The 22,179-nt window shown below is 74.4% G+C and carries 17 protein-coding genes and 1 pseudogene; 4 read left to right on the top strand and 14 right to left on the bottom strand.

The genetic code is table 11. From position 1 onward, the window contains the following. Positions 1-49 precede the first annotated feature (49 nt). From CHF15_RS37110 to CHF15_RS37100, 4 genes and pseudogenes are all read right to left on the bottom strand, one after another. Positions 50-1,009, bottom strand: coding sequence for a polyphosphate kinase 2 family protein (locus CHF15_RS37110; protein ID WP_089228344.1), 960 nt, complete (start codon positions 1,007-1,009; stop codon positions 50-52). Positions 1,010-1,128: 119 nt separating this feature from the next. Continuing rightward, complete coding sequence (locus CHF15_RS46640) at positions 1,129-1,557, bottom strand: ATP-binding protein (protein ID WP_322975716.1); 429 nt, start codon at positions 1,555-1,557, stop codon at positions 1,129-1,131. Positions 1,558-1,630: 73 nt separating this feature from the next. Beyond that, positions 1,631-3,193, bottom strand: a pseudogene (locus CHF15_RS37105) (SpoIIE family protein phosphatase); the annotation flags it as partial. Between the two features lie 160 nt (positions 3,194-3,353). Beyond that, entirely contained in the window at positions 3,354-5,792 is a 2,439-nt protein-coding gene (locus CHF15_RS37100) for a SpoIIE family protein phosphatase (protein WP_179280127.1), read from the bottom strand. 308 nt (positions 5,793-6,100) lie between these two features. Between CHF15_RS37100 and CHF15_RS37095 the strand changes: the two genes are divergently transcribed. Beyond that, a complete protein-coding gene (locus CHF15_RS37095) occupies positions 6,101-7,003 on the top strand; it encodes a hypothetical protein (RefSeq protein WP_089228342.1) in 903 nt (300 codons plus the stop codon). Between the two features lie 6 nt (positions 7,004-7,009). Here the strand turns inward: CHF15_RS37095 and CHF15_RS37090 are convergent, their stop codons facing one another. The 4 genes from CHF15_RS37090 to CHF15_RS37075 are packed head-to-tail and all read right to left on the bottom strand — an operon-like array spanning position 7,010 to position 10,186. Further along, positions 7,010-8,230, bottom strand: coding sequence for a PucR family transcriptional regulator (locus CHF15_RS37090; RefSeq protein ID WP_089228341.1), 1,221 nt, complete (start codon positions 8,228-8,230; stop codon positions 7,010-7,012). 60 nt (positions 8,231-8,290) lie between these two features. Beyond that, positions 8,291-8,599 carry an AzlD domain-containing protein gene (locus tag CHF15_RS37085; RefSeq protein WP_089228340.1) on the bottom strand — a complete coding sequence of 103 codons (309 nt, stop codon included), beginning with the start codon at positions 8,597-8,599 and terminating at the stop codon, positions 8,291-8,293. Next, entirely contained in the window at positions 8,596-9,312 is a 717-nt protein-coding gene (locus tag CHF15_RS37080; protein ID WP_245939247.1) for an AzlC family ABC transporter permease, read from the bottom strand. Before CHF15_RS37080 ends, CHF15_RS37085 begins: the two co-directional genes overlap by 4 nt. Positions 9,313-9,337: 25 nt before the next feature. Continuing rightward, positions 9,338-10,186, bottom strand: coding sequence for an AraC family transcriptional regulator (locus CHF15_RS37075; RefSeq protein WP_089228338.1), 849 nt, complete (start codon positions 10,184-10,186; stop codon positions 9,338-9,340). Between the two features lie 90 nt (positions 10,187-10,276). On the opposite strand from CHF15_RS37075, the gene CHF15_RS37070 reads away from it, so the two are divergent. From CHF15_RS37070 to CHF15_RS37060, 3 genes are read left to right on the top strand one after another with little or no spacing between them, the layout of a single operon-like run. Further along, positions 10,277-14,995 (top strand): ATP-dependent helicase, encoded by a 4,719-nt coding sequence (locus CHF15_RS37070; RefSeq protein WP_089228337.1) that lies wholly within the window; start codon positions 10,277-10,279, stop codon positions 14,993-14,995. A gap of 27 nt (positions 14,996-15,022) precedes the next feature. Beyond that, positions 15,023-15,850, top strand: a complete 828-nt coding sequence (locus CHF15_RS37065; protein WP_179280126.1) for a DNA-formamidopyrimidine glycosylase family protein — start codon at positions 15,023-15,025, stop codon at positions 15,848-15,850. A 36-nt stretch (positions 15,851-15,886) separates the two neighbouring features. Beyond that, positions 15,887-16,684 (top strand): SDR family NAD(P)-dependent oxidoreductase, encoded by a 798-nt coding sequence (locus CHF15_RS37060; RefSeq protein ID WP_089228336.1) that lies wholly within the window; start codon positions 15,887-15,889, stop codon positions 16,682-16,684. Positions 16,685-17,243: 559 nt separating this feature from the next. Here CHF15_RS37060 and CHF15_RS37055 read toward each other — a convergent pair. The 6 genes from CHF15_RS37055 to CHF15_RS37030 all read right to left on the bottom strand — a co-directional run bounded on the left by CHF15_RS37055 (position 17,244) and on the right by CHF15_RS37030 (position 22,025). Further along, positions 17,244-17,714, bottom strand: coding sequence for a Dps family protein (locus CHF15_RS37055; protein ID WP_089228335.1), 471 nt, complete (start codon positions 17,712-17,714; stop codon positions 17,244-17,246). Positions 17,715-17,874: 160 nt separating this feature from the next. Continuing rightward, a complete protein-coding gene (locus CHF15_RS37050; protein WP_089228334.1) occupies positions 17,875-18,258 on the bottom strand; it encodes a helix-turn-helix domain-containing protein in 384 nt (127 codons plus the stop codon). Positions 18,259-18,352: 94 nt separating this feature from the next. After that, the gene (locus CHF15_RS37045) at positions 18,353-18,895 is read right to left on the bottom strand and encodes a CinA family protein (RefSeq protein ID WP_089228333.1); all 543 of its coding nucleotides are present in this window, start codon (positions 18,893-18,895) and stop codon (positions 18,353-18,355) included. Then, on the bottom strand, positions 18,892-19,629 hold the full coding sequence (gene pgsA / locus CHF15_RS37040) for a CDP-diacylglycerol--glycerol-3-phosphate 3-phosphatidyltransferase (protein WP_089228332.1): 738 nt from the start codon (positions 19,627-19,629) through the stop codon (positions 18,892-18,894). The genes CHF15_RS37045 and pgsA overlap by 4 nt, the downstream gene beginning before the upstream one ends. Further along, the gene (gene rimO, locus CHF15_RS37035; RefSeq protein ID WP_089228331.1) at positions 19,626-21,110 is read right to left on the bottom strand and encodes a 30S ribosomal protein S12 methylthiotransferase RimO; all 1,485 of its coding nucleotides are present in this window, start codon (positions 21,108-21,110) and stop codon (positions 19,626-19,628) included. Before rimO ends, pgsA begins: the two co-directional genes overlap by 4 nt. A gap of 114 nt (positions 21,111-21,224) precedes the next feature. Then, complete coding sequence (locus CHF15_RS37030) at positions 21,225-22,025, bottom strand: helix-turn-helix domain-containing protein (protein WP_089228330.1); 801 nt, start codon at positions 22,023-22,025, stop codon at positions 21,225-21,227. Between the last annotated feature and the right edge of the window lie 154 nt (positions 22,026-22,179).

Here is a 22,179-nt window from a genome sequence, read left to right as displayed (position 1 = left end):
TCATGCCTCCGATCCGGTCGCGGCGTCCGGCCGTGCGGCGGGCCCCGGGTCAGGGGCGCCGCGCGTCCTTCGTCCGCCGCCGCGCCGCGTACGGGTCGGCCGGCGCCCCGTCGGGGGCCTCGGCCTCCAACTCCCCCCGGGCGGTGAGCAGGTCGCGCCGGGCCTGCTCACCGAGCGTGGGGTACTGCGGGTCGATCTCCATCAGCGTGTGGGCGAGCACCGCCGCGGCGCAGATCCGCGCGAACCACTTCCGGTCCGCCGGGACGACGTACCAGGGGGCGTGCTTGGTGCTGGTGGCCGACAGCATCTCGGAGAACGCCTTCTGGTACTCGTCCCAGTGGCGGCGCTCGCGCACGTCGGCGGCGGAGAACTTCCAGTTCTTCTCCGGAAGGTCGATCCGCTTCAGGAACCGGGTGCGCTGCTCCTCCTTGGAGAGGTTGAGGAAGACCTTCACGACCTTGAAGCCGTTGTCGGTCAGGTAGCGCTCCCAGTTGTTGATCTCCCGGTAGCGGCGCTCCCAGATGCCCGCGCGCTTGGGCCGCTCCGGCAGCTTCTGCCGCCTGAGGACCTCGTCGTGCACCCGGACGACGAGGACCTCCTCGTAGTGGGAGCGGTTGAAGATCGCGATCTCACCCCGCGAGGGCAGCCGCTGGGCGTAGCGCCACAGGTAGTCGTGGTCGAGCTCCTCCGTGGACGGCACCTTGAAGCTGCTGACCCGCACGCCCTGCGGGTTCACCCCGCTCATGACGTGGCGGATGGTGCCGTCCTTGCCCCCGGCGTCGAGCGCCTGGAGGCAGAGCAGCACCCCGTAGGTGTCCTGGGCGGCCAGCCGCGCCTGGTACTCGGCCAGCAGGGACACGCCCGTGCTCAGCAGTCCGACGCCGTCCCGCTTCTTCAGGCTGCCCTTGTACCGGGGGTCGAAGTCCCTGGCCAGGTCCACGGTGGCCCCCGGCTCCACACGCAGCGGCTCGATGAACTTCGCTATGCGCCTGGCCCGGGTGTCCGCCATCGCCGTCCGGCCTTTCTACGAGCGGGGATAACGCCACGTTCCGCCGCCCCGGACGGTGCGTCAAACGGACCGGGTCCGTTCGCCTGAACGGGCGTCGCCGCCGAGCGCCGGCGGACCGGTCAGGCCGGGGACGGGGGGAGGGCCTGCTCGGTCCAGATGGTCTTGCCGTCCTCCGCGTACCGCGTGCCCCACATGTCGGCGAGCTGGGCGATGATGAACAGCCCCCGGCCGCCCTCGTCCACGGTGCGCGCGTGCAGCAGGTGCGGGGAGGCGGGACTGGTGTCGCGGACCTCGCAGGTCAGCATGCGGTCGTTGATCAGCCGCAGCCGCATCGGGGGGCTGCCGTAGCGGATGGCGTTGGTGACCAGCTCGCTGACGATCAGCTCGGTGTTGAAGGCGGTGTCCTCGTCCGCCCCCCCACGCCGCGAGCCGGTCGCGGACGAGGGCCCGCGCGGTGGCGACCGCCGTGGTGTCGTCCACGAGCGGCCAGGCGGCGACGCGGTCCGGCGGGAAGGGGCGCGTGCGGGCCAGCAGCAGCATGGGCACACCCCGGTCGACGCCGGCGGGGAGCGTGTACATGATCTCGTCGCACAGTTCCTGGAGCGGACGGCCCCGCCCCGGCGGGGCGCCCTTCAGCGGGGTGGAACCGCCGGCCAGGTGCAGGGACAGCACCGGGGAGCTGGTGAAGGCCAGGACACTGCCCTCGGGGATCTCGAGTTCGGCGGCGGCAAACGGCGCGCATCCGGCGGTGCCCAGCCGGGGCCCGTCCGGGATCTCCGCGATCTGCGCACTGCCGTCCGGCCGTACGATCACCGGCGCCAGATGTCCGGCGCGGGCCATCGTGCAGGTGCGGGTCAGCGGATCGTACACGGCGTACACGCACGCGGCGGTGAGCGCCTCCCGGTGCAGCGGGTCGGCGGGCGGCAGCGAGGCGCGCTCGGTGGCGAGGTGGGTCGTGATGTCGTCAAGCCGGGCCAGCAGTTCGTCGGGCCCCAGGTCGAACGCGCTCAGCGAGCGGATGACGGTGCGCAACTGGCCCATGCCGGCGGTCGCGTGGATGCCCTGTCCGGCGACGTCCCCGACGACCAGCGCGGTGCGGGCGCTGGACAGCGGGATGGTGTCGTACCAGGACCCGGCCGCGCTCTCCCTGGCCGTCGACAGGTAGGCGGTCTCCAGCGCGGTGTGCGACACGGGGCGGCGGGGCAGCAGTTGCCGCTGCACCGTCGCGGCGACGCTGTGCTCCCGGGTGTAGCGGCGGGCGTTGTCGATGCACAGGGCGGTGTGGTCGGCCAGCTGCAGGCCGATCTCGACGTCGTCCTCCGTGAAGGGCTCCATCCGCTTCGTCCGGTAGAGGCTGATCAGCCCGAGCACCGCCCCGCGCAGCGTCAGCGGCACCGTGAGCAGCGTCTGCGCACCCGAGGCACGGATCGCCTCGGCGCGGGCGGGGTCGGTGCCCAGCCAGGGCAGCCCGGCGTGCAGCCGCAGGACCCGGGGCCGCAGATCGGATAGCGCCTGGGTGTACGGGGTCGGGTCGGGCAGGCTGCGCACATCGCCGACCGGGTGGGCCTGGGGCTGCCCGGCGCCGGCGCTGCTGCCGAACGCGGCCCGCCGCAGCGGGGTCCCGCGGGGCAGCGGCGACAGCGGCGGGTCGTCCCCGCGCACCACGTCGTCGACGACCTCCACCACGACGACGTCGGCGAAGGCCGGCACCAGGGCGCCGACCAGTTCCTCGCAGGTCACCACCACGTCCAGGGTGCGGCCCACGCGGTCGCGCACCGTGTTCAGGACGCGCAGCCGGGCACGCCCCTTCTCCCGCTCGGTCACGTCGACCACGGCGAGCGCGACCCCCAGGACCGTTCCGTCCGGGTCCTCCAGGCGGAAGCCGGAGACCGAGTAGGAGTGCTCCGCGCCGTCCCCGGACATCGGACGCGTCCGCACGACGTCCTCGATCAGCGGCACACCGGTCTCCAGCACCCGGCGCACGCGTCCCTCCACGTCGTCGGGGCAGACGACGGGGTAGGCGTCGCGGAAGTACCGCCCGAGAAGATCCTCCGGCCGCACCCCGCGCATGGCGGGGGTGCCCATGTTGACGCGGACCACGCGCAGGTCCGGGTCGAGGACGTGCAGCCCGACCGGCGACTGCGTGAACAGGGCGCGCAGGATCGCCGCCTCCGCGTCGCCCATGGGAGCGGACGGGCCGCCGTGCGCCACTGGAACCACCTCCGTCGGCGCACGCGCGGTGGGGCACCGGGAGGACGCCGCTTACGGTCGTCCTCCCAGGTTTAGTGCGAACGCCCGGAACCGGCGACCCGTGCGGCCCGGACGCCTGACGCGGACATCGGGCTCAGGACTCGGACAGCGGCTGCTCGGCCCAGATGGTCTTCCCGCCCGCGGTGTAGCGGCTGCCCCAGCGGCTGGAGAGCTGGGCGACGAGGAACAGCCCGCGGCCTCCCTCGTCCGACAGCCGGGCGCGGCGCAGCCGGGGCTGGGTCTGGCTCGGGTCGGACACCTCGCAGACCAGGGTGTCGTCGCGGATCAGGCGCAGCCCGACCGGGGCGCCGCCGTAGCGGATCGCGTTGGTGACCAGCTCACTGGTGATGAGTTCGGTCGTGAACGCCAGGTGCTTGAGGTCCCACGACTGCAACTGGCTCTCCACCGCGGTCCTGGCCCGCGCCACGACGGCGGGATCGGCGGGGAACTCCCAGGTGGCGACGGATCCGGGCGGCAGCGGGCGCAGACGGGCGACCAGCAGCGTGACGTCGTCCCCGGGCGGCTCGGCGAGGAGTTCATCGAGGATCGCGCGGCCGGTCCGGGTGGGGGTGCGCGTCCCGGAGGGGTCCGTGGCCAGCACCGAGCACAACCGCTCCAGCCGCTCCTGCGCGGTGCCGTCGGGGTGGGAGATGAGCGGTTCGTTGAAGAACGCGAGCACGCTGCCCGGGGGGACCTCGAAGCCGACCGGCTCGAAGGGCATGCTGTCCACGCCCAGCGCCGGACCGGGTTTGAGGCCGATGACCTCGGCGGGGGCGCCCGGCGCCGCGTACACCGGCGGGGGATGCCCGGCGCTCGCCATCTCGCAGCGGCCCTCGACGGGGTCGTAGACGCAGTAGAGGCAGGTCGCGCCGACCGCGCTGCTGCGCGCGGTGCCGTCCTCCTCGCCCTGCGGCGGGGCGACGTCGCCGAGCCTGACCACGAGGTCGTCCATGTGGGCGAGGAGTTCACCGGGCGGCAGGTCGAGATCGGCCAGGGTCTGCACCGCGGTGCGCAGCCTCCCCATGGTGGCCGCCGCGTTCAGGCCGTGTCCGGTGACGTCGCCGCTGACCAGCGCCAGCCGGCTGGACGACAGCGGGATCACGTCGAACCAGGCGCCGCCGACCGCCTCGGTCGTCCCCGCCGGTACGTAGCTGCCCGCGGTCAGCACCCCGCTGGTCTCGGTGATGGACGGCGGGAGCAGGCTGCGCTGGAGCGCCTCGACGGTGCGGTGCTCGCGCGTGTAGCGGCGGGCGTTGTCCAGGCCCAGGGAGGCCCGTGAGGCCAGCTCCTCGGCGAGGCCGGCGTCGCCGAGGCCGTACGGCGGGAGACCGGCCGTCCGCCACATCAGCAGGACGCCGAGGACCAGGCCGCGGGCGATCAGCGGCACGCTCAGGAAGGACGCGGCCGCGTCGGGCAGCAGCAGCCGGCTGCGTTCCACGTCGCCGGCGAGTCCCTCGCGCCAGGACGTCAGGTCCGACCGGAAGACGGCGGCGCCCCGGCGCAGGTGGTCGCTCTCCAGGCTGCGCAGGCGGAAGCCGGCGCCCCGGGGGTGGATCTCGGGGGGCCACGAGCCGTCGGAGGAGGCCACCGCGACCCTGCGGAAGGGGGCGCCGAGCCGGAACTCGCCCGGCTCCTGGCCGATCAGCACGGTGTGGGTGAGGTCCACCGCCGCCAGGTCCGCGAAACGGTGGGAGACGAGCACGTCCACGAGTTCCTGCGCGACCCTTGCGACGTCCAGGCTGCGGCCGATCCGCTCCGCGGCGGCGTGCAGCAACTCCATGCGCTGGCGGGCGGCGTACTCCTGGGTGACATCGGTGAAGATGACGGCCACCCCGACGGGCCGGTCGTTCGCCCCGTGCAGCCGGAAGGCGGAGAAGGACGCCAGCCGCTTCACGTCCGCCGCGCCCCGGCGCCGGGCGCTGTGCACCCAGCCGACCAGCGGTTCCCCGGTCTCGGCCACGTGCCGGAGCTGCGCCCGGAGCGCCGCCGCGTCCTTGGGGAGCAGCACGTCCTCGACGCTCCACTCCACCGGATCGACGCGGGGGCCGACATCCGGCGGCAGATCGACGCCGGGGACGAGGTTGAAGCGGGTGGTCTCCAGTGCCAGGTCGTGGATCGCCAGGCCCACGTGCCGCTGCCGGAACAGCGCCCTGAGCAGGGCCTCGTCCTCCCGGTGCCGCTCGGCCACCGCGCGGGGCGTGGCGGTCACGACCAGGCCCCCGGGCGGCCCGCCGCCCGCGGTCACCGGCTGCACGCACAGCCGCACCGGGACCGCGGTGCCGTCGCGGTGCCGCAGTTCGGCGTCGCACTCCGCGCCGGCGGCGCCGGGCGCGCGGAGGTGGCGTGCCCATGCCCCGGGGTCCGTGAGGAGTTCGGCGACCGGTCGTCCGCACACCTCGGCGGGGGGCCGTCCGGTGAGCTCCTGCACCGACCCGGTGCACATGAGGACGTCGCCGTGCCCGTCGACGACGAACAGGGCGCCGCCGCCGTCATGCGGCGAGCCGAGGTTGTCCAGGTCGGTGTGTGTAGTCACCCGGTCGTCCGATGTCGTGGGTCCCCCTCCCATTCAAACCCCCCGGGACCCGCGCGCGCATCGTCACCGGGGCGCTCGGGCCGTGCCGCCGCGGACACCGCCCTCGGCGACCGCACGCACGTCATACGGGTGGGCCGGCCGCCGCGCCCCCTCCCCCGCGTCCTCCGCACATCGGGTCCGGGGTGCGCCGGGGCTGCCGTCAACTCCCCGCGGCTCATGACCCGTACCGGGGGGCGCGTGGTCGCACGCCAGGGTGCTCCCTGCGCACTTCCGTGTGCAGAGCGCTTCCGGAGGCCTACTGTGCGCACATGCCAGCAACCCCGCTAGAACGCGCCGAGCATTTCGTGTGGCTGACCGCACGCGTGCTCGAGCAGCGCAGGTTCGCGTACCACTTCCGAAACGGCCCGGCGGACGCGGTGGAGACCGCGCTGTCCGCGTACCGCAACGCCGACGACGGCTACGGCCACGCCCTCGACCCCGATCTGCGCGGCACGGTCAGCCAGCCGCTGCACGTGGTCCACGCGCTGGAGGTGCTCGACGAGATCGGCAGGTGCGGCGGCCAGCGCGCGGAGCGGATCTGCCGCTACGTGACGGCCGTGTCGACCCCGGAGGGCGCGCTGCCCGCGCTCCACCCCTCGCTGCGCGGCTTCCCGGTCGCCCCCTGGCTGCCGCTGGTGGACTGCCCTCCCGGCGACCTGCTGGCCACCGGGCCCGTGGTGGGCACGTTGCACCGCAACGAGGTGTGGCACGCCTGGCTGTTCCGGGCCACGGACTTCTGCTGGTCGGCGATCGAGACGCTCGACAAGACCCATCCCGGTGAGGCCGTGGCCGCGATGGCGTTCCTGGACCACGCGCCCGACCGCGCGCGGGCCCGGGAGGCGGCGGCGCGCCTGGGACGGATCGTGCGCGAGCAGCGGCTTGTCGTGCTGGACCCCGGCCGGGACCCGGAGCACGCCCCTCCGTCCGGAGCGCCCGACGGCGAGCACCGTTTCGCGTACGACTACGCGCGCACGCCGCAGTCCCCGGCGCGGGAATGGTTCACGGACGCGGAGATGGACCGCGCGCTGGACTTCCTCGCGGCCGGCCAGCAGGACGACGGCGGCTGGCCCGCTCGGCGGCCCGCCTGGGCGCCCGGGACGCTGCTGGAGCGGCGGCCCCTCGTCACCCTCGACGCGCTGCTCACCCTGCGGGCCTACGGGCGCCTGGTCTGAGCCGGCTCACCCGGCGCCGTCGCGCAGCAGCAGCGCGGCCAGCGCCAGGGCCGTGCCGTGCGGCGCGGCGAGGTCGAGCCCGGTGAGTTCGCAGATCCGGGCGAGCCGGTTGTCGACGGTGTTGGGGTGCAGCCCCAACTGGCGTGCGGTGCTGCGGCGTTCCTGCCGGCTGCCGAGATAGGTCCGCAGGGTCTCGACCAGGTCCTGGCGGTCCGCGATGGGGTCGAGCAGAGCGGCTATGCGCTCACTGCTCTCGTCACGCCGTGACAGGTGGTACTCCAGCAGTACGTCGTCGAGCCGGTGCAGCCCGGGCGGCAGACCGCCGGCGCGGGCCACCCGCAGCACCTCCGACGCCGTGCGGGCGGCGCCGGGGATGTCCCCGGGCGCGGCGGCGGTGACGACGGCCAGCCGTACGTCGGGGGAGCAGGCGCGGCGCAGGGAGGCCAGCAGACCGTCGTCGCCGCCCGGCGGCACCCGGTGTCCCGGGACGACGGCGTGGCCGCCGGTGTCGTCGAGCAGGGCGGGCACCTCGGCGCCGAAGGCGCGGTCGAGGGCGGCCTGGGCACGGCGCGGCCTGCGGTGCGCGGCGGCCGAGGGGCGGCCCGCGGCGTCCTCGGGCGGGAAGTGCAGGGCCAGCACGAGGGCGCCGTCCGCCAGGCCCAGCCGCCCGGCGGACAGCCGTTCCGGCGGCAGGGATCCGTCCAGCAGCGCCCGCACCAGGGCGCGGCGCTCCTCACGGCGTTCGGCGGCGAGGGTGCTCTGCTCGTCCAGGTACGTCTCGGAGACGGCGCCGACGATGCCCTCCTGGATGCCGATGAGGACGTCGGCGAGTTCGGCGAGCGCGGCCTCCTCGCCCGGCCGGGCCACCTCGCGCAGCGCCCGCCACAGCACGGCGGTGCCGCGCAGATGGCTGCGCAGCACCAGGTGCAGGGGCAGCCCCTCCTCTGCGCGCTGGGCGGCGCGTTCCCTGAAGCGGTCGAAGTCGCCCCGTTCCGGCCGCTCGGCGGGGGTGCCGTGGACGACCCGGCGCAGGAAGAGCCGCAGGCCGTGGCGCGCGGTGGCGGCGAGCTCCCCTTCCTTGACGTCGGCGGGCAGTTCGGCGTAGCCGGGGAGGTCGGTGAAGGCGCGCGTCGTCATGGTGCGGGCGATCTCGTTCACCTTGTGCTCGCAGCGCGCCGCGAGGGCGCGGGCCGCGTCGGAGAGGACCGGCAGGGTGTCGGCCGCCATCGTCCCACCCCTTCACTCGCGTTCACTCGCGCGTCCTTTGTGACGGATCACAGTAACCCGTCACCCGGTGACGGCCCGCAGCCCTCCGGTCACCACCACCGCCACGGCGACGACCAGCAGGAAAGGGGCGCGCAGCAGCAGGGCGACGCCGGCCGCCGCCAGGCCCGCGGCGCGCGCGTCGAGCACCAGGGCGCGGCCGTCCCCGAAGGCCTGCAGCGCTGTGAGGGCCGCCAGCAGGGCGATGGGCAGCAGCGCGGCCAGCCGCCGTACGACGGGACGTTCCAGGAAGCCGGCGGGGACGGACAGGCCCAGCAGCTTCACCCCGTAGCAGCCGAGGGCCGTGACGCCCACGGCGATCCATGTGCTCAACGGTCGGCCTCCTTGCGGCGGGTCACGGCCAGGACGAGGGGCGCGGCCAGTGCCGCGACCAGGACGGGCACCCCGGCGGGGAGCAGCGGCAGGCACACCAGGGCGAGCGGTACGGCCAGGGCCGCCGTGGCACGCTCGCGGCGGCCCCGCAGCATGGGTGCGAGCAGCGCGAGGAAGACCGCCGGGCCGGCCGCGTCCAGGCCCCAGTCGGCCGGGTCGCCGAGCGCGGCGGCACCGAGCCCGCCCAGGAACGTGGTCAGGTTCCACAGCACGTAGAGGCTGGCGCCGGTGACCGTGAAGCCCAGCCGGGCGCTCGCCCGGTCGGGCTGCGCGAGGGCGACGGCGGAGGTCTCGTCGATCACCCACTGCGCCGCGAAGGGGCGCACCGCCCGCGGGAGGCGCAGCAGTCCGGAAAGCCGCAGCCCGTAGAAGGCGTTGCGCACCCCGAGGAAGAACGCCCCGGCGGCGGCCGCCAGGGGGCTGCCGCCCGCGCCCAGGGCGCCCACGAGCGCGAACTGCGAGGCGCCGGTGAACACCAGCAGGCTGAGCGCGCAGCTCTGCAGCAGGCTCAGCCCGGCCCCCGCCGCGGTCACCCCGAAGGCGAACCCGGACAGGCCCACGGCGACGCCCACGCCCAGGGCGTCGCGAACGACCGCGGAACGCGGTTTGGCGGAGGTCGGTGGGGGCTGCTGCCGGTGCTGTCCGGCTTCCAGGGGTGCTGCGGTCACCCGTCCGACGCTAGGCGGCGCCCTCGGCGCCGTCTTGTACGTTCTTGCGCTCCCGCCGGTACGCGCCCGGCGGCACCCCCACGATCCGCGTGAAGTGGCGGTTCAGATGGGGCTGGTCGGTGAAGCCCACCGCGACCGCGGCCTCGGCCGGAGCCGTCCCGCCGTCCAGCAGGCGCCGTGCGCGGCGGACCCGGGCGTCGGTGAGCCAGGCGTGCGGCGGCATGCCGTAGTGGTCGCGGAAACCGCGCAGCAGCGCGAAGGGGCTGGTGCCGAGCTCTGCCGCGAGTTCGGCCAGCGGCGGCGGGTCGGTGAGGCGCGCCTCCAGGATCTGCCGGGCGCGCTCGGCGCTGCGGGCGCCCGCGGTGAGCGGGGTGCGCTCGGGCAGCGTGCCCCCGTGGGCGCGCAGCAGCCGGGCGATGGCGAGCCGCATCATGGTGTCGGCGGCGAGCGCGTTGGCCTGGTCGGTCGCCCGCAGCACCTGGGTGACCAGGTGCACGGCGTACGGGTCCTCGGCGACGGCCACGGCGAAGCCCGCCGTCCCTCGGATCGCCGCGGTCTCCGCCGCGACGGAGGCCACGATGTCCGCCCCGGGGTAGAGCACGCTGTACGTCCACCCCTCGGGCACGCCGGCGTGCCCGGTGTGCGCCGTGTCGGGGTTGATCAGCGCCACCGCCCCCGGCCCCGCCCGCTCGATCGTGCCGTGGTGGTGGAAGGCCTCGACGCCCTTGGTGATGCCGGCGATCACGAAGGACTCGTGCGTGTGCCGGACGAAGGTCTTGCGCACGTACCGGGCCCGCAGCAGGTCGACGTCCGGCAGCCCCGGATGCCTCCACAGCCGTGCCCGCTCGTCCGACCCCATCCCCCCATTCTGCGCCGAACCCGCCGGGGAAAGGCGGTGCGGGCACCGGACGGGGGCGGTTTGTCAGTGCGGCGAGGCAGGATGGATGGCATGTCGCGACGGAGCAGCGGTGGCACCCCGCAGGAGCAGGATCCCGCGGGGGCCCTCGACGCGTTCGCCCCCGCCACGCGCGCGTGGTTCACGGGGGCCTTCGATGCGCCCACCGCCGCCCAGGCGGGGGCGTGGCGGGCGATCGCCGGCGGGTCCGACGTGCTCGTGGTGGCCCCCACCGGCTCCGGCAAGACGCTCGCGGCGTTCCTGGCCGCCCTGGACCGGCTGGCGTCGACGCCGCCGCCCGCCGAGGCCAAGCGCCGCTGCCGTGTGCTCTACGTGTCGCCGCTGAAGGCGCTCGCCGTCGACGTGGAGCGCAATCTGCGCAGTCCGCTGACCGGTCTGCGGCACGAGTCCGTCCGGCTGGGGCTGCCGGAGCCCGAGGTGCGGGTGGGGATCCGCTCGGGCGACACCCCTGCCGCCGAGCGGCGCGCTCTGGCGACCCGGCCGCCGGACATCCTGATCACGACCCCCGAGTCGCTGTTCCTCATGCTGACCTCCTCGACCCGGGAGTCGCTGCGCGGCGTCGAGACGGTGATCCTGGACGAGGTGCACGCCGTCGCCGGGACGAAGCGCGGCGCGCACCTGGCCTTGTCGCTGGAGCGGCTCGACGAGCTGCTGGAGCGCCCCGCGCGGCGTATCGGCCTGTCGGCGACGGTCCGCCCGGTGGACGAGGTGGCGCGCTTCCTGTCGCCCCAGCGCAAGGTGACGGTCGTCCAGCCCCCGTCGCAGAAGGAGTTCGACCTGTCGGTGGTCGTCCCCGTCGAGGACCTGGGCGAGCTCGGCGGCTCCCCCGCCACCGAGGGCGACGACCCCCGGCCCTCGATCTGGCCGCACGTCGAGGAGCGCATCGCCGACCTCGTGCAGGACCACCGGTCCACGATCGTCTTCGCCAACTCGCGCCGCCTGGCCGAGCGGCTGTGCAACCGGCTCAACGAGATCGCGTACGAGCGGGCCACGGGCGAGCCCCTGCCCGAGGGCGCGCCGCCCGCGGAGATCATGGCGCAGTCCGGGGCGGCGCGCGGTGCGCCGCCGGTGCTGGCCAGGGCGCACCACGGCTCGGTCTCCAAGGAGCAGCGCGCCCTGGTGGAGGAGGACCTCAAGGCCGGGCGGCTGCCGGCCGTCGTCGCCACGTCCAGCCTGGAGCTGGGCATCGACATGGGCGCGGTGGACCTGGTCGTCCAGGTGGAGTCGCCGCCCTCGGTGGCGTCCGGGCTGCAGCGCGTGGGCCGGGCCGGTCACCAGGTGGGGGCGGTCTCGACGGGCGTGGTCTTCCCCAAGTACCGCGGTGACCTGGTGCAGTCGGCGGTCGTCACCGAGCGGATGCGGGAGGGCGCGATCGAGGCGCTGCGCGTCCCGTCCAACCCCCTGGACGTCCTGGCGCAGCAGCTGGTCGCGATGACGGCGCTGGACACGTGGGACGTCGACGAGCTGCTGGCGGTGGTGCGCAGGGCCGCGCCCTTCGCGGCCCTGCCGCACTCGGCGTTCACCGCGGTGCTGGACATGCTGGCCGGGCGCTATCCGTCGGACGCCTTCGCCGAGCTGCGGCCGCGCGTGGTGTGGGACCGGGTGGCCAACACGGTGGCGGGCCGGCCGGGCGCCCAGCGCCTGGCGGTGACCTCGGGCGGCACCATCCCCGACCGCGGGCTGTTCGGGGTGTTCCTGGCCGGCGCCGACCCGAAGAAGGGCGGCGGCCGGGTCGGCGAGCTGGACGAGGAGATGGTCTACGAGTCCCGGGTGGGCGATGTCTTCACGCTGGGCACGACCTCGTGGCGGATCGAGGACATCACCCGCGACCGCGTGCTGGTCTCGCCCGCCCCGGGTGTGCCGGGGCGGCTGCCCTTCTGGAAGGGCGACCAGCTCGGCCGCCCCCTCGAACTGGGCCGCGCCCTGGGCGCCTTCCTGCGCGAGGTCGCCGCCCTGGAGCCGCGGAAGGGCCGGGAACGGCTGGCCGCGGCGGGCCTGGACCCGTGGGCGGTCGACAATGTGCTGGCCTACCTGGAGGAGCAGCGCAAGGCGTGCGGCCATGTACCCGACGACCGCACCATCGTGGTGGAGCGCTTCCGGGACGAGCTGGGCGACTGGCGGGTGGTCGTCCACTCCCCCTTCGGCGCCCAGGTCCACGCGCCGTGGGCGCTCGCGCTGGGCGCCCGGCTCGGTGAGCGGTACGGCTTCGACGCGCAGGTGATGCACGCCGACGACGGGATCGTGCTGCGCCTGCCGGACGCGGACCTGATGGGCCTTGACCTGCTGGACGTGGACCCGGCCAGGCAGGGCAGCGAGTACGACGCAGAACAGTCGCCGGTCGGCGCCGCCGACGTCGTCTTCGACAAGGGCGAGGTCGAGCAGCTCGTCACCGACCAGGTCGGCGGTTCCGCGCTGTTCGCGTCCCGGTTCCGGGAGTGCGCGGCCCGGGCGCTGCTGCTGCCCCGCCGCGACCCGGGCAGGCGCACGCCGCTGTGGCAGCAGCGCCAGCGGGCCGCCCAGCTGCTCCAGGTGGCCTCGGAGTTCGGTTCGTTCCCGATCGTGCTGGAGGCCGTCCGCGAGTGCCTGCAGGACGTCTTCGACGTCCCCGGGCTGGTCGAGCTGATGGGCGACGTCGAGTCCCGCAAGGTACGGCTGGTCGAGGTGACGACGCCCGAGCCGTCGCCGTTCGCCAAGTCGCTGCTCTTCGGCTACGTGGCCCAGTTCCTCTACGAGGGCGACTCGCCCCTGGCCGAGCGCCGCGCCGCGGCGCTCTCGCTGGACTCCCGGCTGCTGGCGGAGCTCCTGGGCCAGGCCGAGCTGCGCGAACTGCTCGACGCCGACGTCATGGTGGAGCTGGAGCGCGAGCTGCAGTGGCTCACGGAGGACCGGCGGATCAAGGGCCCCGAGGGCGTCGCCGACGTGCTGCGGGTGCTGGGCCCGCTGGACGACGCCGAGTTGGCCGCCCGCGGAGCGGAGCCGGACTGGGCGGCGGGGCTGGAGAGCGCGCGCCGGGCGATCAGGGTCCGCGTCGCGGGCGTGGAGCACTGGGCCGCCGTGGAGGACGCCGGGCGGCTGCGGGACGCCCTGGGGACCGCGTTGCCGGTCGGTGTGCCGGAGGCCTTCACCGAGCCGGTCAAGGACCCCCTGGCCGATCTGCTGGCCCGCTACGCCCGTACGCACGGGCCGTTCACCTCGGCCGAGGCCGCCCGGCGCTTCGGCCTGGGCACCGCCGTCGCCGACGGCACCCTGCACCGGCTCGCCGCGTCCGGGCGGGTCGTGCAGGGAGAGTTCCGGCCGGACGGCGCGGGCCACGAGTGGTGCGACGCCGGTGTGCTGCGGCGGCTTCGGCGGCGCTCGCTGGCGGCGCTGCGGCACGAACTGGAACCCGTGCCGCCGACCACCCTGGCCACCTTCCTGCCGCAGTGGCAGCACGTGGGCACGCACAGCCTGCGGGGCCTCGACGGCCTGGTGCGGGCCGTGGAGCAGCTCCAGGGCGCGGCGGTCCCCGCCTCGGCCCTGGAGAAGCTCGTCCTGCCCGCCCGGGTGGCGGACTACACCCCGGCGATGCTGGACGAGCTCACCTCCGCGGGCGAGGTCGTGTGGGCGGGGGCCGGCGCCCTGCAGGGCAAGGACGGCTGGGTGTCGCTGTACCTCGCCGACACCGCGCCCCTGCTGCTGCCGCAGCCGCAGCCCCTGGAGCTCTCCCCGGTGCACCGCGCGGTCCTGGACGGGCTCTCGGGCGGCTACGGGCTGTTCTTCCGGCAGATCTCCGAGCAGGTCGGCGCCGCCGGGCACGAGGTGTCCGATCCGGAACTGGCCGAGGTGGTCTGGGAGCTGGCCTGGTCCGGCCGGCTGACCAATGACACGCTCGCGCCGCTGCGCGCGCTGCTCGGCTCCGGCCGTACGGCGGGCTCCACCGCCCACCGGGCGCCCCGCGCGGTGCCCCGTGGCCGCTACGGCGCCTTCACGGCCCGCACCGGCCGGCCCGCGCCCCGGGTGACGGCCTCTCGGGGCGGCCCGCCGACGACCGCGGGCCGCTGGTCCCTGGTGCCGGCCGCCGAGTCCGACGCGACGCACCGGGCGCACGCGCTCACCCATACCCTGCTGGACCGGCACGGCGTGGTCACCCGCGGCGCGGTGGCCGCCGAGGGCGTGGAGGGCGGCTTCTCGGCCGCGTACCGGGTGCTGTCGGCCTTCGAGGAGACCGGCCAGGCGCGCCGCGGCTATGTCGTGGAGGGGCTGGGCGCGGCCCAGTTCGCCATGGACGGAGCCGTGGACCGGCTGCGGGCCATCAGCAACGCGCGGGACCGCGAGGACGCCCGGCACGAGAAGGCCCGCACCGTGGTGCTGGCCGCCGCCGACCCGGCCAACGCCTACGGTGCCGCCCTGCCCTGGCCCGAGCAGCCCGCCGGGGTGAGCCACCGGCCGGGACGCAAGGCGGGGGCCCTGGTCGTCCTGGTCGACGGAGAGCTCACGCTGTACGTGGAGCGCGGCGGCAAGACCCTGCTGGCATGGCCCGGCCCCTCCCCGGCGGAGGGCGACGGCCTGGGAGACGGCTCAGGCGGCGGCGCGGACGAGGAGCGGTTGCAGGCGGCCGCCGACGCACTCGCCCTGGCCGTACGCGACGGCGCACTCGGCCGGCTCACGGTGGAACGCACCAACGGCGAGTCCGCCCTGACCTCGGTGCTGGGCCGCTCCCTGGAGGCGGCCGGCTTCCACGCGACACCCCGCGGTCTGCGGCTGCGGGCCTGAACAGGAACGACGGGAACAGGGGGATCCGTGCCCGAGGGCGACACGATCTGGCTGGCCGCACACCGGCTGCACTGGGCGCTGGCGGGGCACGTCCTGCTCCGCGCGGACCTGCGCGTGCCGCGGCTGGCGACGACCGACCTGTCGGGACGCCACGTGGAGGAGGTCGTGGCCCGCGGCAAGCACCTGCTGATCCGGGTAGAGGGCGGGATGACCCTCCACTCGCATCTGCGCATGGACGGTTCCTGGCAGTTGTACGCGCCCGGCGAGCGCTGGCGGGGCGGCCCCGACCACCAGGTCCGCGCGGTCCTCGCCAATGCCGAGCGGGTCGCGGTCGGTTACCGGCTGCCCGTGCTGGAGCTGCTGCGCACCGCCGAGGAGGACCGGGCCGTCGGCCATCTCGGCCCGGATCTGCTGGGCCCGGACTGGGATCCGCAGGAGGCGGTGCGCCGGCTCACCGCCGACCCGGCCCGGCCGGTCGGGGACGCGCTGCTGGACCAGCGCAATCTGGCGGGCATAGGCAACGTGTACAAGTGCGAGGTGTGCTTCCTGCGCGGTGTCACACCCTGGATGCCGGTCGGCGAGGTCCCCGAGCCCGAACGGATCGTCGCGCTCGCCAGGAAACTGCTGCAGGCCAACAAGACCCGGCACGGCCACATCACCACGGGCGACACCCGGCGCGGCCGGACGCACTGGGTGTACGGCCGCGGCCGGCACGACTGCCTGCGGTGCGGGACGGCGATCCGCGTCGCCGAGCTGGGGCCGCCCGGCCAGACCCGGGTGACGTACTGGTGCCCGCGCTGCCAGCGCGGTCCCGCGCCGGCGCCCGCACCCGCGTCCGCGCCGCGGTCACACTGATTGACGGACCGTCAGATCCGGTCGTACCGTCGCCGCATGACCGTACCGGCGTACGACCTCACCGGGCGCACCGCCCTGGTCACCGGTGCCGCCGGCGGCATCGGCCGGGCCTCGGCGCTGCTGCTCGCCCAGGCGGGGGCCACCGTCGTCTGCGCGGACGTGGACGGGCCCGGTGCCCGGCACACCGCCGAACTGGCCGTGAAGGCCGGCGGCGCGGCGGAGGCGCGCGCCGTGGACGTCACCGACCGCGCGCAGGTCGCGGAGGCCGTCGCGGCCACCGTGGCCGCCCACGGACGCCTGGACGTGCTGGCGGCCATCGCGGGCGTCATGCACTCCAGCACCGTCCTGGACACCGACGACGCCGACCTGGACCGGGTGCTGTCGGTGAACTTCAAGGGGGTCCTGCACTGCGCCCGCGAGGCCGCCCGGCCGATGGCCGAACGTGGCGCCGGCAGCATCGTCACCATGGCCTCCGGCGCCATCGACACCGGCGCCCGCGGGCTGCTCTGCTACAGCGTCTCCAAGGCCGCCGTGGTACAGCTGACCCGGACCCTCGCCACGGAGCTGGGGCCCCGCGGAGTACGGGCCAATGCCGTGGCGCCCGGCTTCGTCCGCACACCGATGACCAGCCACTACGGCACCGGCCCCGACGGCCGCTTCGACGAGCGGGCCCAGGCCCGCGCCGAGGAGGCCCTGGTGCGCGCCGCGCCCCTGGGGCGCGTGGGCGATCCCCTGGACGTGGCGCACACCGTGCTCTTCCTGGCCTCCGACGCCTCAGCCTTCACGACCGGCCAGATCCTGCGCCCCAACGGGGGCGTCGTCATGCCCTGGTAGTGACTGACTTCGGGGTCCCGGCAGTCTTCCCGGCAGTTCTCCCGGCACCGGGCCCTCAACCTCGCGGACGGCCGCCCTGGCGGCCGATGACGATCCCCGTGACCACCTCGCCGTGTGCAGGGGGACGATGCTGAGCCCCCAGCCACCGGCGACGACCAGGCCCTCGAAGGAGCCTGCCTGCGCGGGCTGGACGATGAGCCTCAGCAGGGCCCACCACCACACCACACCCGCGACGAAAGCGATCGCCCAGCGGACCGGCCGCCGGGCCCACAGCTCGTGAAACAGGCGGAGAACATGCATGGCCGCCTCCTTCGGAGCCCCGAGGTTGCGGCGGGAATCACCAGGGATCCGATCCCGGGCTTTCCCCGTACACAGGTGCGATCCCCTTCCCGCAAGATCGCTAGACCTCAGCCGCCCCACCCCGCACAACGTTCACCCGGAAGGAGGACATGCACGGCTACTACCTGCGACATTTCCCCGCCTGAGGGCAACCCAGGGCGACCGGGCGCCAAAGCGTCCGTCGACTCCCCACCCGGCCCGGACGAGGCCCGGACGATTTCTAGACGTTCTCCGCCTGGAACATCCAGTGGTGCTTCTCGAGCTCGGCGGCGAGGCCGATCAGGATGTCCTGGCTCACCGGGTCGGGCTTCTCCGTCGTCCCGATCCCCTGGCGCACCCGCCTGATCACGGCGTCCAGTGCCGCGATCATGACCGCGACCACCTTCTCGTCCTTGATCCACCCGTCCGGCACCTCGTCGATCCTGCTGCTCTTGGACACCGTCCCCGCACGCCCGTCCGGCGTCACCCCGATCGCGGCCGCCCGCTCCGCGACGGTGTCGGCGTAGGTCCGCGCCGTGGTCACCACGTCGTCGAGCTGGAGGTGGACGGACCGGAACCGCGCCCCGATCACGTTCCAGTGCACCTGCTTGGCCACGAGCGACAGGTCGATCAGGTCGGTGAGGGTGTGCTGCAGGGCCTCTCCGACGATCTTGCGGTCGGCCTCGGGCAGCGTGCTCTTCACGACGGTCATGCTGCTCCTCCTCGGGAATCGCCTGGCGTCGCGGGGCCACCTCCAGGGCGGACCCGCCACAGGGGCGCCTTCCCCGGATCCGCGGACCAAACGCGGACACGCCGAAGCCCCGGCCGGTTCTCCACCGGCCGGGGCCACGGTTCGGGACTGCTTGTGTCGCTCAGGCCGCGACGACGTCCACGGCCTCGGTGGGCGCCTTCGGCGCCTTGATGGTGACCCGCTCGTCCGGACCGGACGGTACGGACGGAACCGCGCCCAGCAGCGGCCGCATAGGCGCGGCTGCCGACTCGACAGCAGCCGACTCGGCGAGTTCGGCAAGCGCCAGATCGTCGCTGACCTCCCGCATCACCTCGGACATCGGGACGTCCAAGGCGTCACAGATCGCGGAGAGCAGTTCGGAGGAAGCCTCCTTCTGCCCTCGTTCGACCTCCGACAGATAGCCCAGGGAGACCCGGGCGGATGAGGAGACCTCACGCAGGGTGCGGCCCTGACGCTGGCGCTGCCGACGCAGCACGTCACCGAGCAGGCGACGGAGCAGAATCATCGGTGGCTCCCTCCTCGGACCGCGAATTCGCAACCTTCTTGCCCCACCGTACCGCCTCCGACACCGGCCGTGCGGGGAGCGATGACGTGTTCACTCAGGGCTGCAAACATCCCTGCCCCCCGCTGTCTTCCCTACCCTTCGCCGCCGGGGATTCGCCGGGTGTTCCCCGGCCCGTCAGAAGCGTCTGCTGCAAGAGGGTCAGAACGGCGTTCACTGTGGTGGTACGGATCGCGGCACGGTCGCCGTTCAACTGCAGTCTCTCGCACCACGAGCCGGTCGGCCCGGCGACCGCCACGTAGACGGTCCCGACCGGCTGCCCGTCCTGCGGGTCGGGGCCGGCGACACCGGTGGTGGCCAGCCCCCAGTCGGCGCGCAGCACGCGCCGCACGCCCTCCGCCATCGCGCGCGCGACGTCGGGGTCGACTGCACCGCGTTCGGCCAGCAGCGCGCCGTCCACGCCCAGCACGTCCCGCTTCAGCTCGGTGGCGTACGCGGTGACCGAGCCCCGGAAGGACCGGGAGGCGCCCGGCACCGAGGTCAGCTCTGCCGCCACCAGGCCCCCGGTCAGCGACTCGGCGACGGCGAGCCACTGCCGCCGCTCCTCGAGCAGCCCCAGGACCTCGGCGGCGGCGTTCACGCGCCCTGTCCCTGCTCCTCCGGGTGCTCCAGCGGGACGTCCTGCACGAGCCCGCCCTCCGGCTCGTCGGCCCCCTCGTGCGCCCGGCGCGCGGCGGCCGTGCGCTGCGCGGCGAGCCCGGCCCGGCGCATGACGACCGCCTGGCGCACGTAGTCCAGGCCGGTCACGACGGTGAGCACCACCGCGGCGCCCATCAGCACCGCCCGCAGCGTCGCCAGCGGCCCGGTGAGGACCAGGATGTACATGCCGACGGCGACGCCCTGGGTGAGCGTCTTCAGCTTGCCGCCGCGGCTGGCCGGGATGACGCCCCAGCGGATCACCCAGAACCGCATCAGCGTGATGCCGAGCTCACGGAAGAGGATCACCGCGGTGACCCACCAGGGCAGGTCCCCGAGGGCGGAGAGCCCGATCAGCGCCGCACCCATGATCGCCTTGTCGGCGATCGGGTCGGCGATCTTGCCGAAGTCGGTGACCAGCCCGTAGCGCCGGGCCAGCTCGCCGTCGAAGAGATCGGTGATCATCGCGATGGCGAACGCCGCCCACGCGAAGGAGCGCCACGCCGGGTCGTGCCCGTCGTCGTGCACGAGCAGCATGACGAAGCCCGGCACCAGGAGCAGCCGCACCATCGTCAGGACGTTGGCGATGTTCCACAGCGAGGGCCGCCGGACCGCTGCCGCCGGGACGGCGGGTGCGGAGCGGTGGTCGCCGGCCGCGGACGCCGGGACTCCCGTCATCTGCCGGCCTCCTCCGTCGTGCCGAGCGGCTCGGCGACGAGGTCGACGCCTTCGGTGTCCACCACCTTCGCCGCCACGAACGTTCCGGGCACCAGGCCCGCGGAGGAGGTCAGGACGACCTGGCCGTCGGTCTCCGGCGCCTGGTGGGCACCGCGGCCGACCGCCCCCTCCTCCTCGTCGACGGACTCGACCAGCACGTGCACCGTCGAGCCCAGCCGTTCCTCGGCACGCTGCGCGGTCAGCTCCTCGGCCAGCCGGGACACCCGGGCCAGCCGCTCGGCGACCACGTCCTCGTCGAGCTTGCCCTCGTAACCGGCCGCCTCCGTGCCCTCCTCGTCGGAGTAGCCGAAGACGCCGATGGCGTCCAGCCTCGCGGCGCCCAGGAAGCGCTCCAGCTCCTCCAGGTCCGCCTCCGACTCGCCGGGGAAGCCGACGATGAAGTTGGAGCGGACCCCGGCCTCCGGCGCCTTGGAGCGGATGGTGTGCAGCAGCTCCAGGAAGCGCTCGGTGTCGCCGAAGCGGCGCATCGCGCGCAGCACCCCGGGGGCGGAGTGCTGGAAGGACAGGTCGAAGTACGGCGCGACCTTCGGCGTGGAGGTGAGCACGTCGATCAGGCCCGGGCGCATCTCGGCGGGCTGCAGGTAGCTGACCCGGATCCGCTCGATGCCGTCGACGGCGGCCAGCTCCGGCAGCAGCGTCTCCAGCAGCCGGATGTCGCCGAGGTCCTTGCCGTACGAGGTGTTGTTCTCGCTGACCAGCATGACCTCCCTGACGCCCTGCTCGGCCAGCCAGCGGGTCTCGCCGAGCACGTCCGAGGGACGGCGGGAGATGAACGAACCCCGGAAGGACGGGATGGCGCAGAACGAGCAGCGGCGGTCGCAGCCGGAGGCCAGCTTCACCGAGGCGACCGGGCTGCTGTCCAGGCGGCGGCGGAGCGGGGCGCGCGGCCCGGAGGCGGGCGCGACGCCCTCGGGCAGGTCCTCGGGGGCCGGGGCGGGCTCCTCGGCCGTCTGCGCGTGGCCGGGGAGCGCGACCTCGCTCGCGGCCTGCCGGGCGGCCGGGCTGATCGGCAGCAGCTTGCGGCGGTCGCGCGGGGTGTGCGAGGCGTGGACGCCGCCGGACAGGATCGTCTGCAGGCGGTCGGAGATGTCGGCGTAGTCGTCGAAGCCGAGCACGCCGTCCGCCTCGGGCAGGGCCTCGGCCAGCTCGCTGCCGTAGCGCTCGGCCATGCAGCCGACCGCGACCACGGCCTGGGTGCGCCCATGGCCCTTGAGGTCGTTGGCCTCCAGGAGGGCGTCGACGGAGTCCTTCTTGGCGGCCTCGACGAAGCCACAGGTGTTCACGACGGCCACGTCGGCGGCGGCGGCGTCCTCGACGAGCTGCCACCCGTCCGCCGCCAGCCGGCCGGCGAGCTCCTCGGAATCCACCTCGTTACGGGCGCAGCCGAGCGTGACAAGAGCGACGGTACGGGGTTCGGACATAGGCTCAGCCTACTTTGTCCCCGACGGGGCTCCGACGCGCAGCGGCGCCCGGCGACGGGACGGTTGTCCCGCGCCGGGCGCCGCGGTGTCCGTGCGCGCCCGAGAAGCCGGGCGTCACCCCGCTTCCGGGTCGCCGGGGGTGAAGGTGAGGCGCTGGACCTGACCGGGGTCACCCGCGGGTCCCAGGTCCTTGCCGTTGACGAAGAGGTTGACCGCGCCCGCGTTGCCGATGATGAGGTTGATCTTGCTCTTGTCGGTGAAGGTCTTGGAGTCGCCCGGCTCCAGACTGCCCTGGAAGAGCTGCCTTCCGTTGCTGTCCACCGCCTGGATCCAGCTCTTGGCGTTCGGGGCGGTGAGCTTGACGGTGACCTTGTCGGCCGGAGCGGCGGCGATCGCGCTGTCCGACTGCTCCGGCCTCGGCGCGGTGCTCGTGGGGTTGCCGGACGGCTTGGCCGCCGGGCTCGCCGCACTCGGCTTGCCCGCCACCGGCTCCTTGCCGCCGTCCTCACCACCGCTGAAGAGGGTGAAGCCGACGAAGCCGACGACGGCGACGATCGCCGCGACCATGGCCGCGGTCCAGTTGGGGCGGCGCGGTTCCGACCGCATCCGCTCCGCCTCGTACAGCGGCGCCACGGGGGTGGGGGCGGGCGCACTGCCGTGCTCCGCCGAGAACTGCTCGATCAGGACCTCGGGATCGAGGCCCACGGCGCGTGCGATCGCCCGGATGTGGCCGCGGGCGTACACGTCGCCGCCGCAGCGCGAGAAATCGTCCTGCTCGATCGCGTGCACGATGGGCGCGCGCACACGCGTTGTGGTACTGACCTCGTCGACGGTCAGACCCGCGGCGACGCGGGCCTGGGCGAGGGCTCGACCGACCGGGATCCGGTCGTCGGGGGGCGGGTTGCCGATGGACACGGGGGCGCCTTTCGAGCGTGCAGCCACCTGCTGGAGACTCAGTCTAGGGGGGTGTGCAAAAGGACGGGCAAGCGGGCGGGCGGCGTTTGTCCGCCATCAGGATTGCCGTCTCTCCCGGCGCCGATGACAGTCGGCCATACGCCTTCCCCCTGCA

This window comes from Actinacidiphila glaucinigra (assembly GCF_900188405.1).
In the GTDB taxonomy this organism is placed as follows: Bacteria; Actinomycetota; Actinomycetes; order Streptomycetales; family Streptomycetaceae; genus Actinacidiphila; species Actinacidiphila glaucinigra.
The sequence above is the reverse complement of the archived record's forward strand: the minus strand, read 5'-3'. Positions and strand labels throughout refer to the sequence as shown.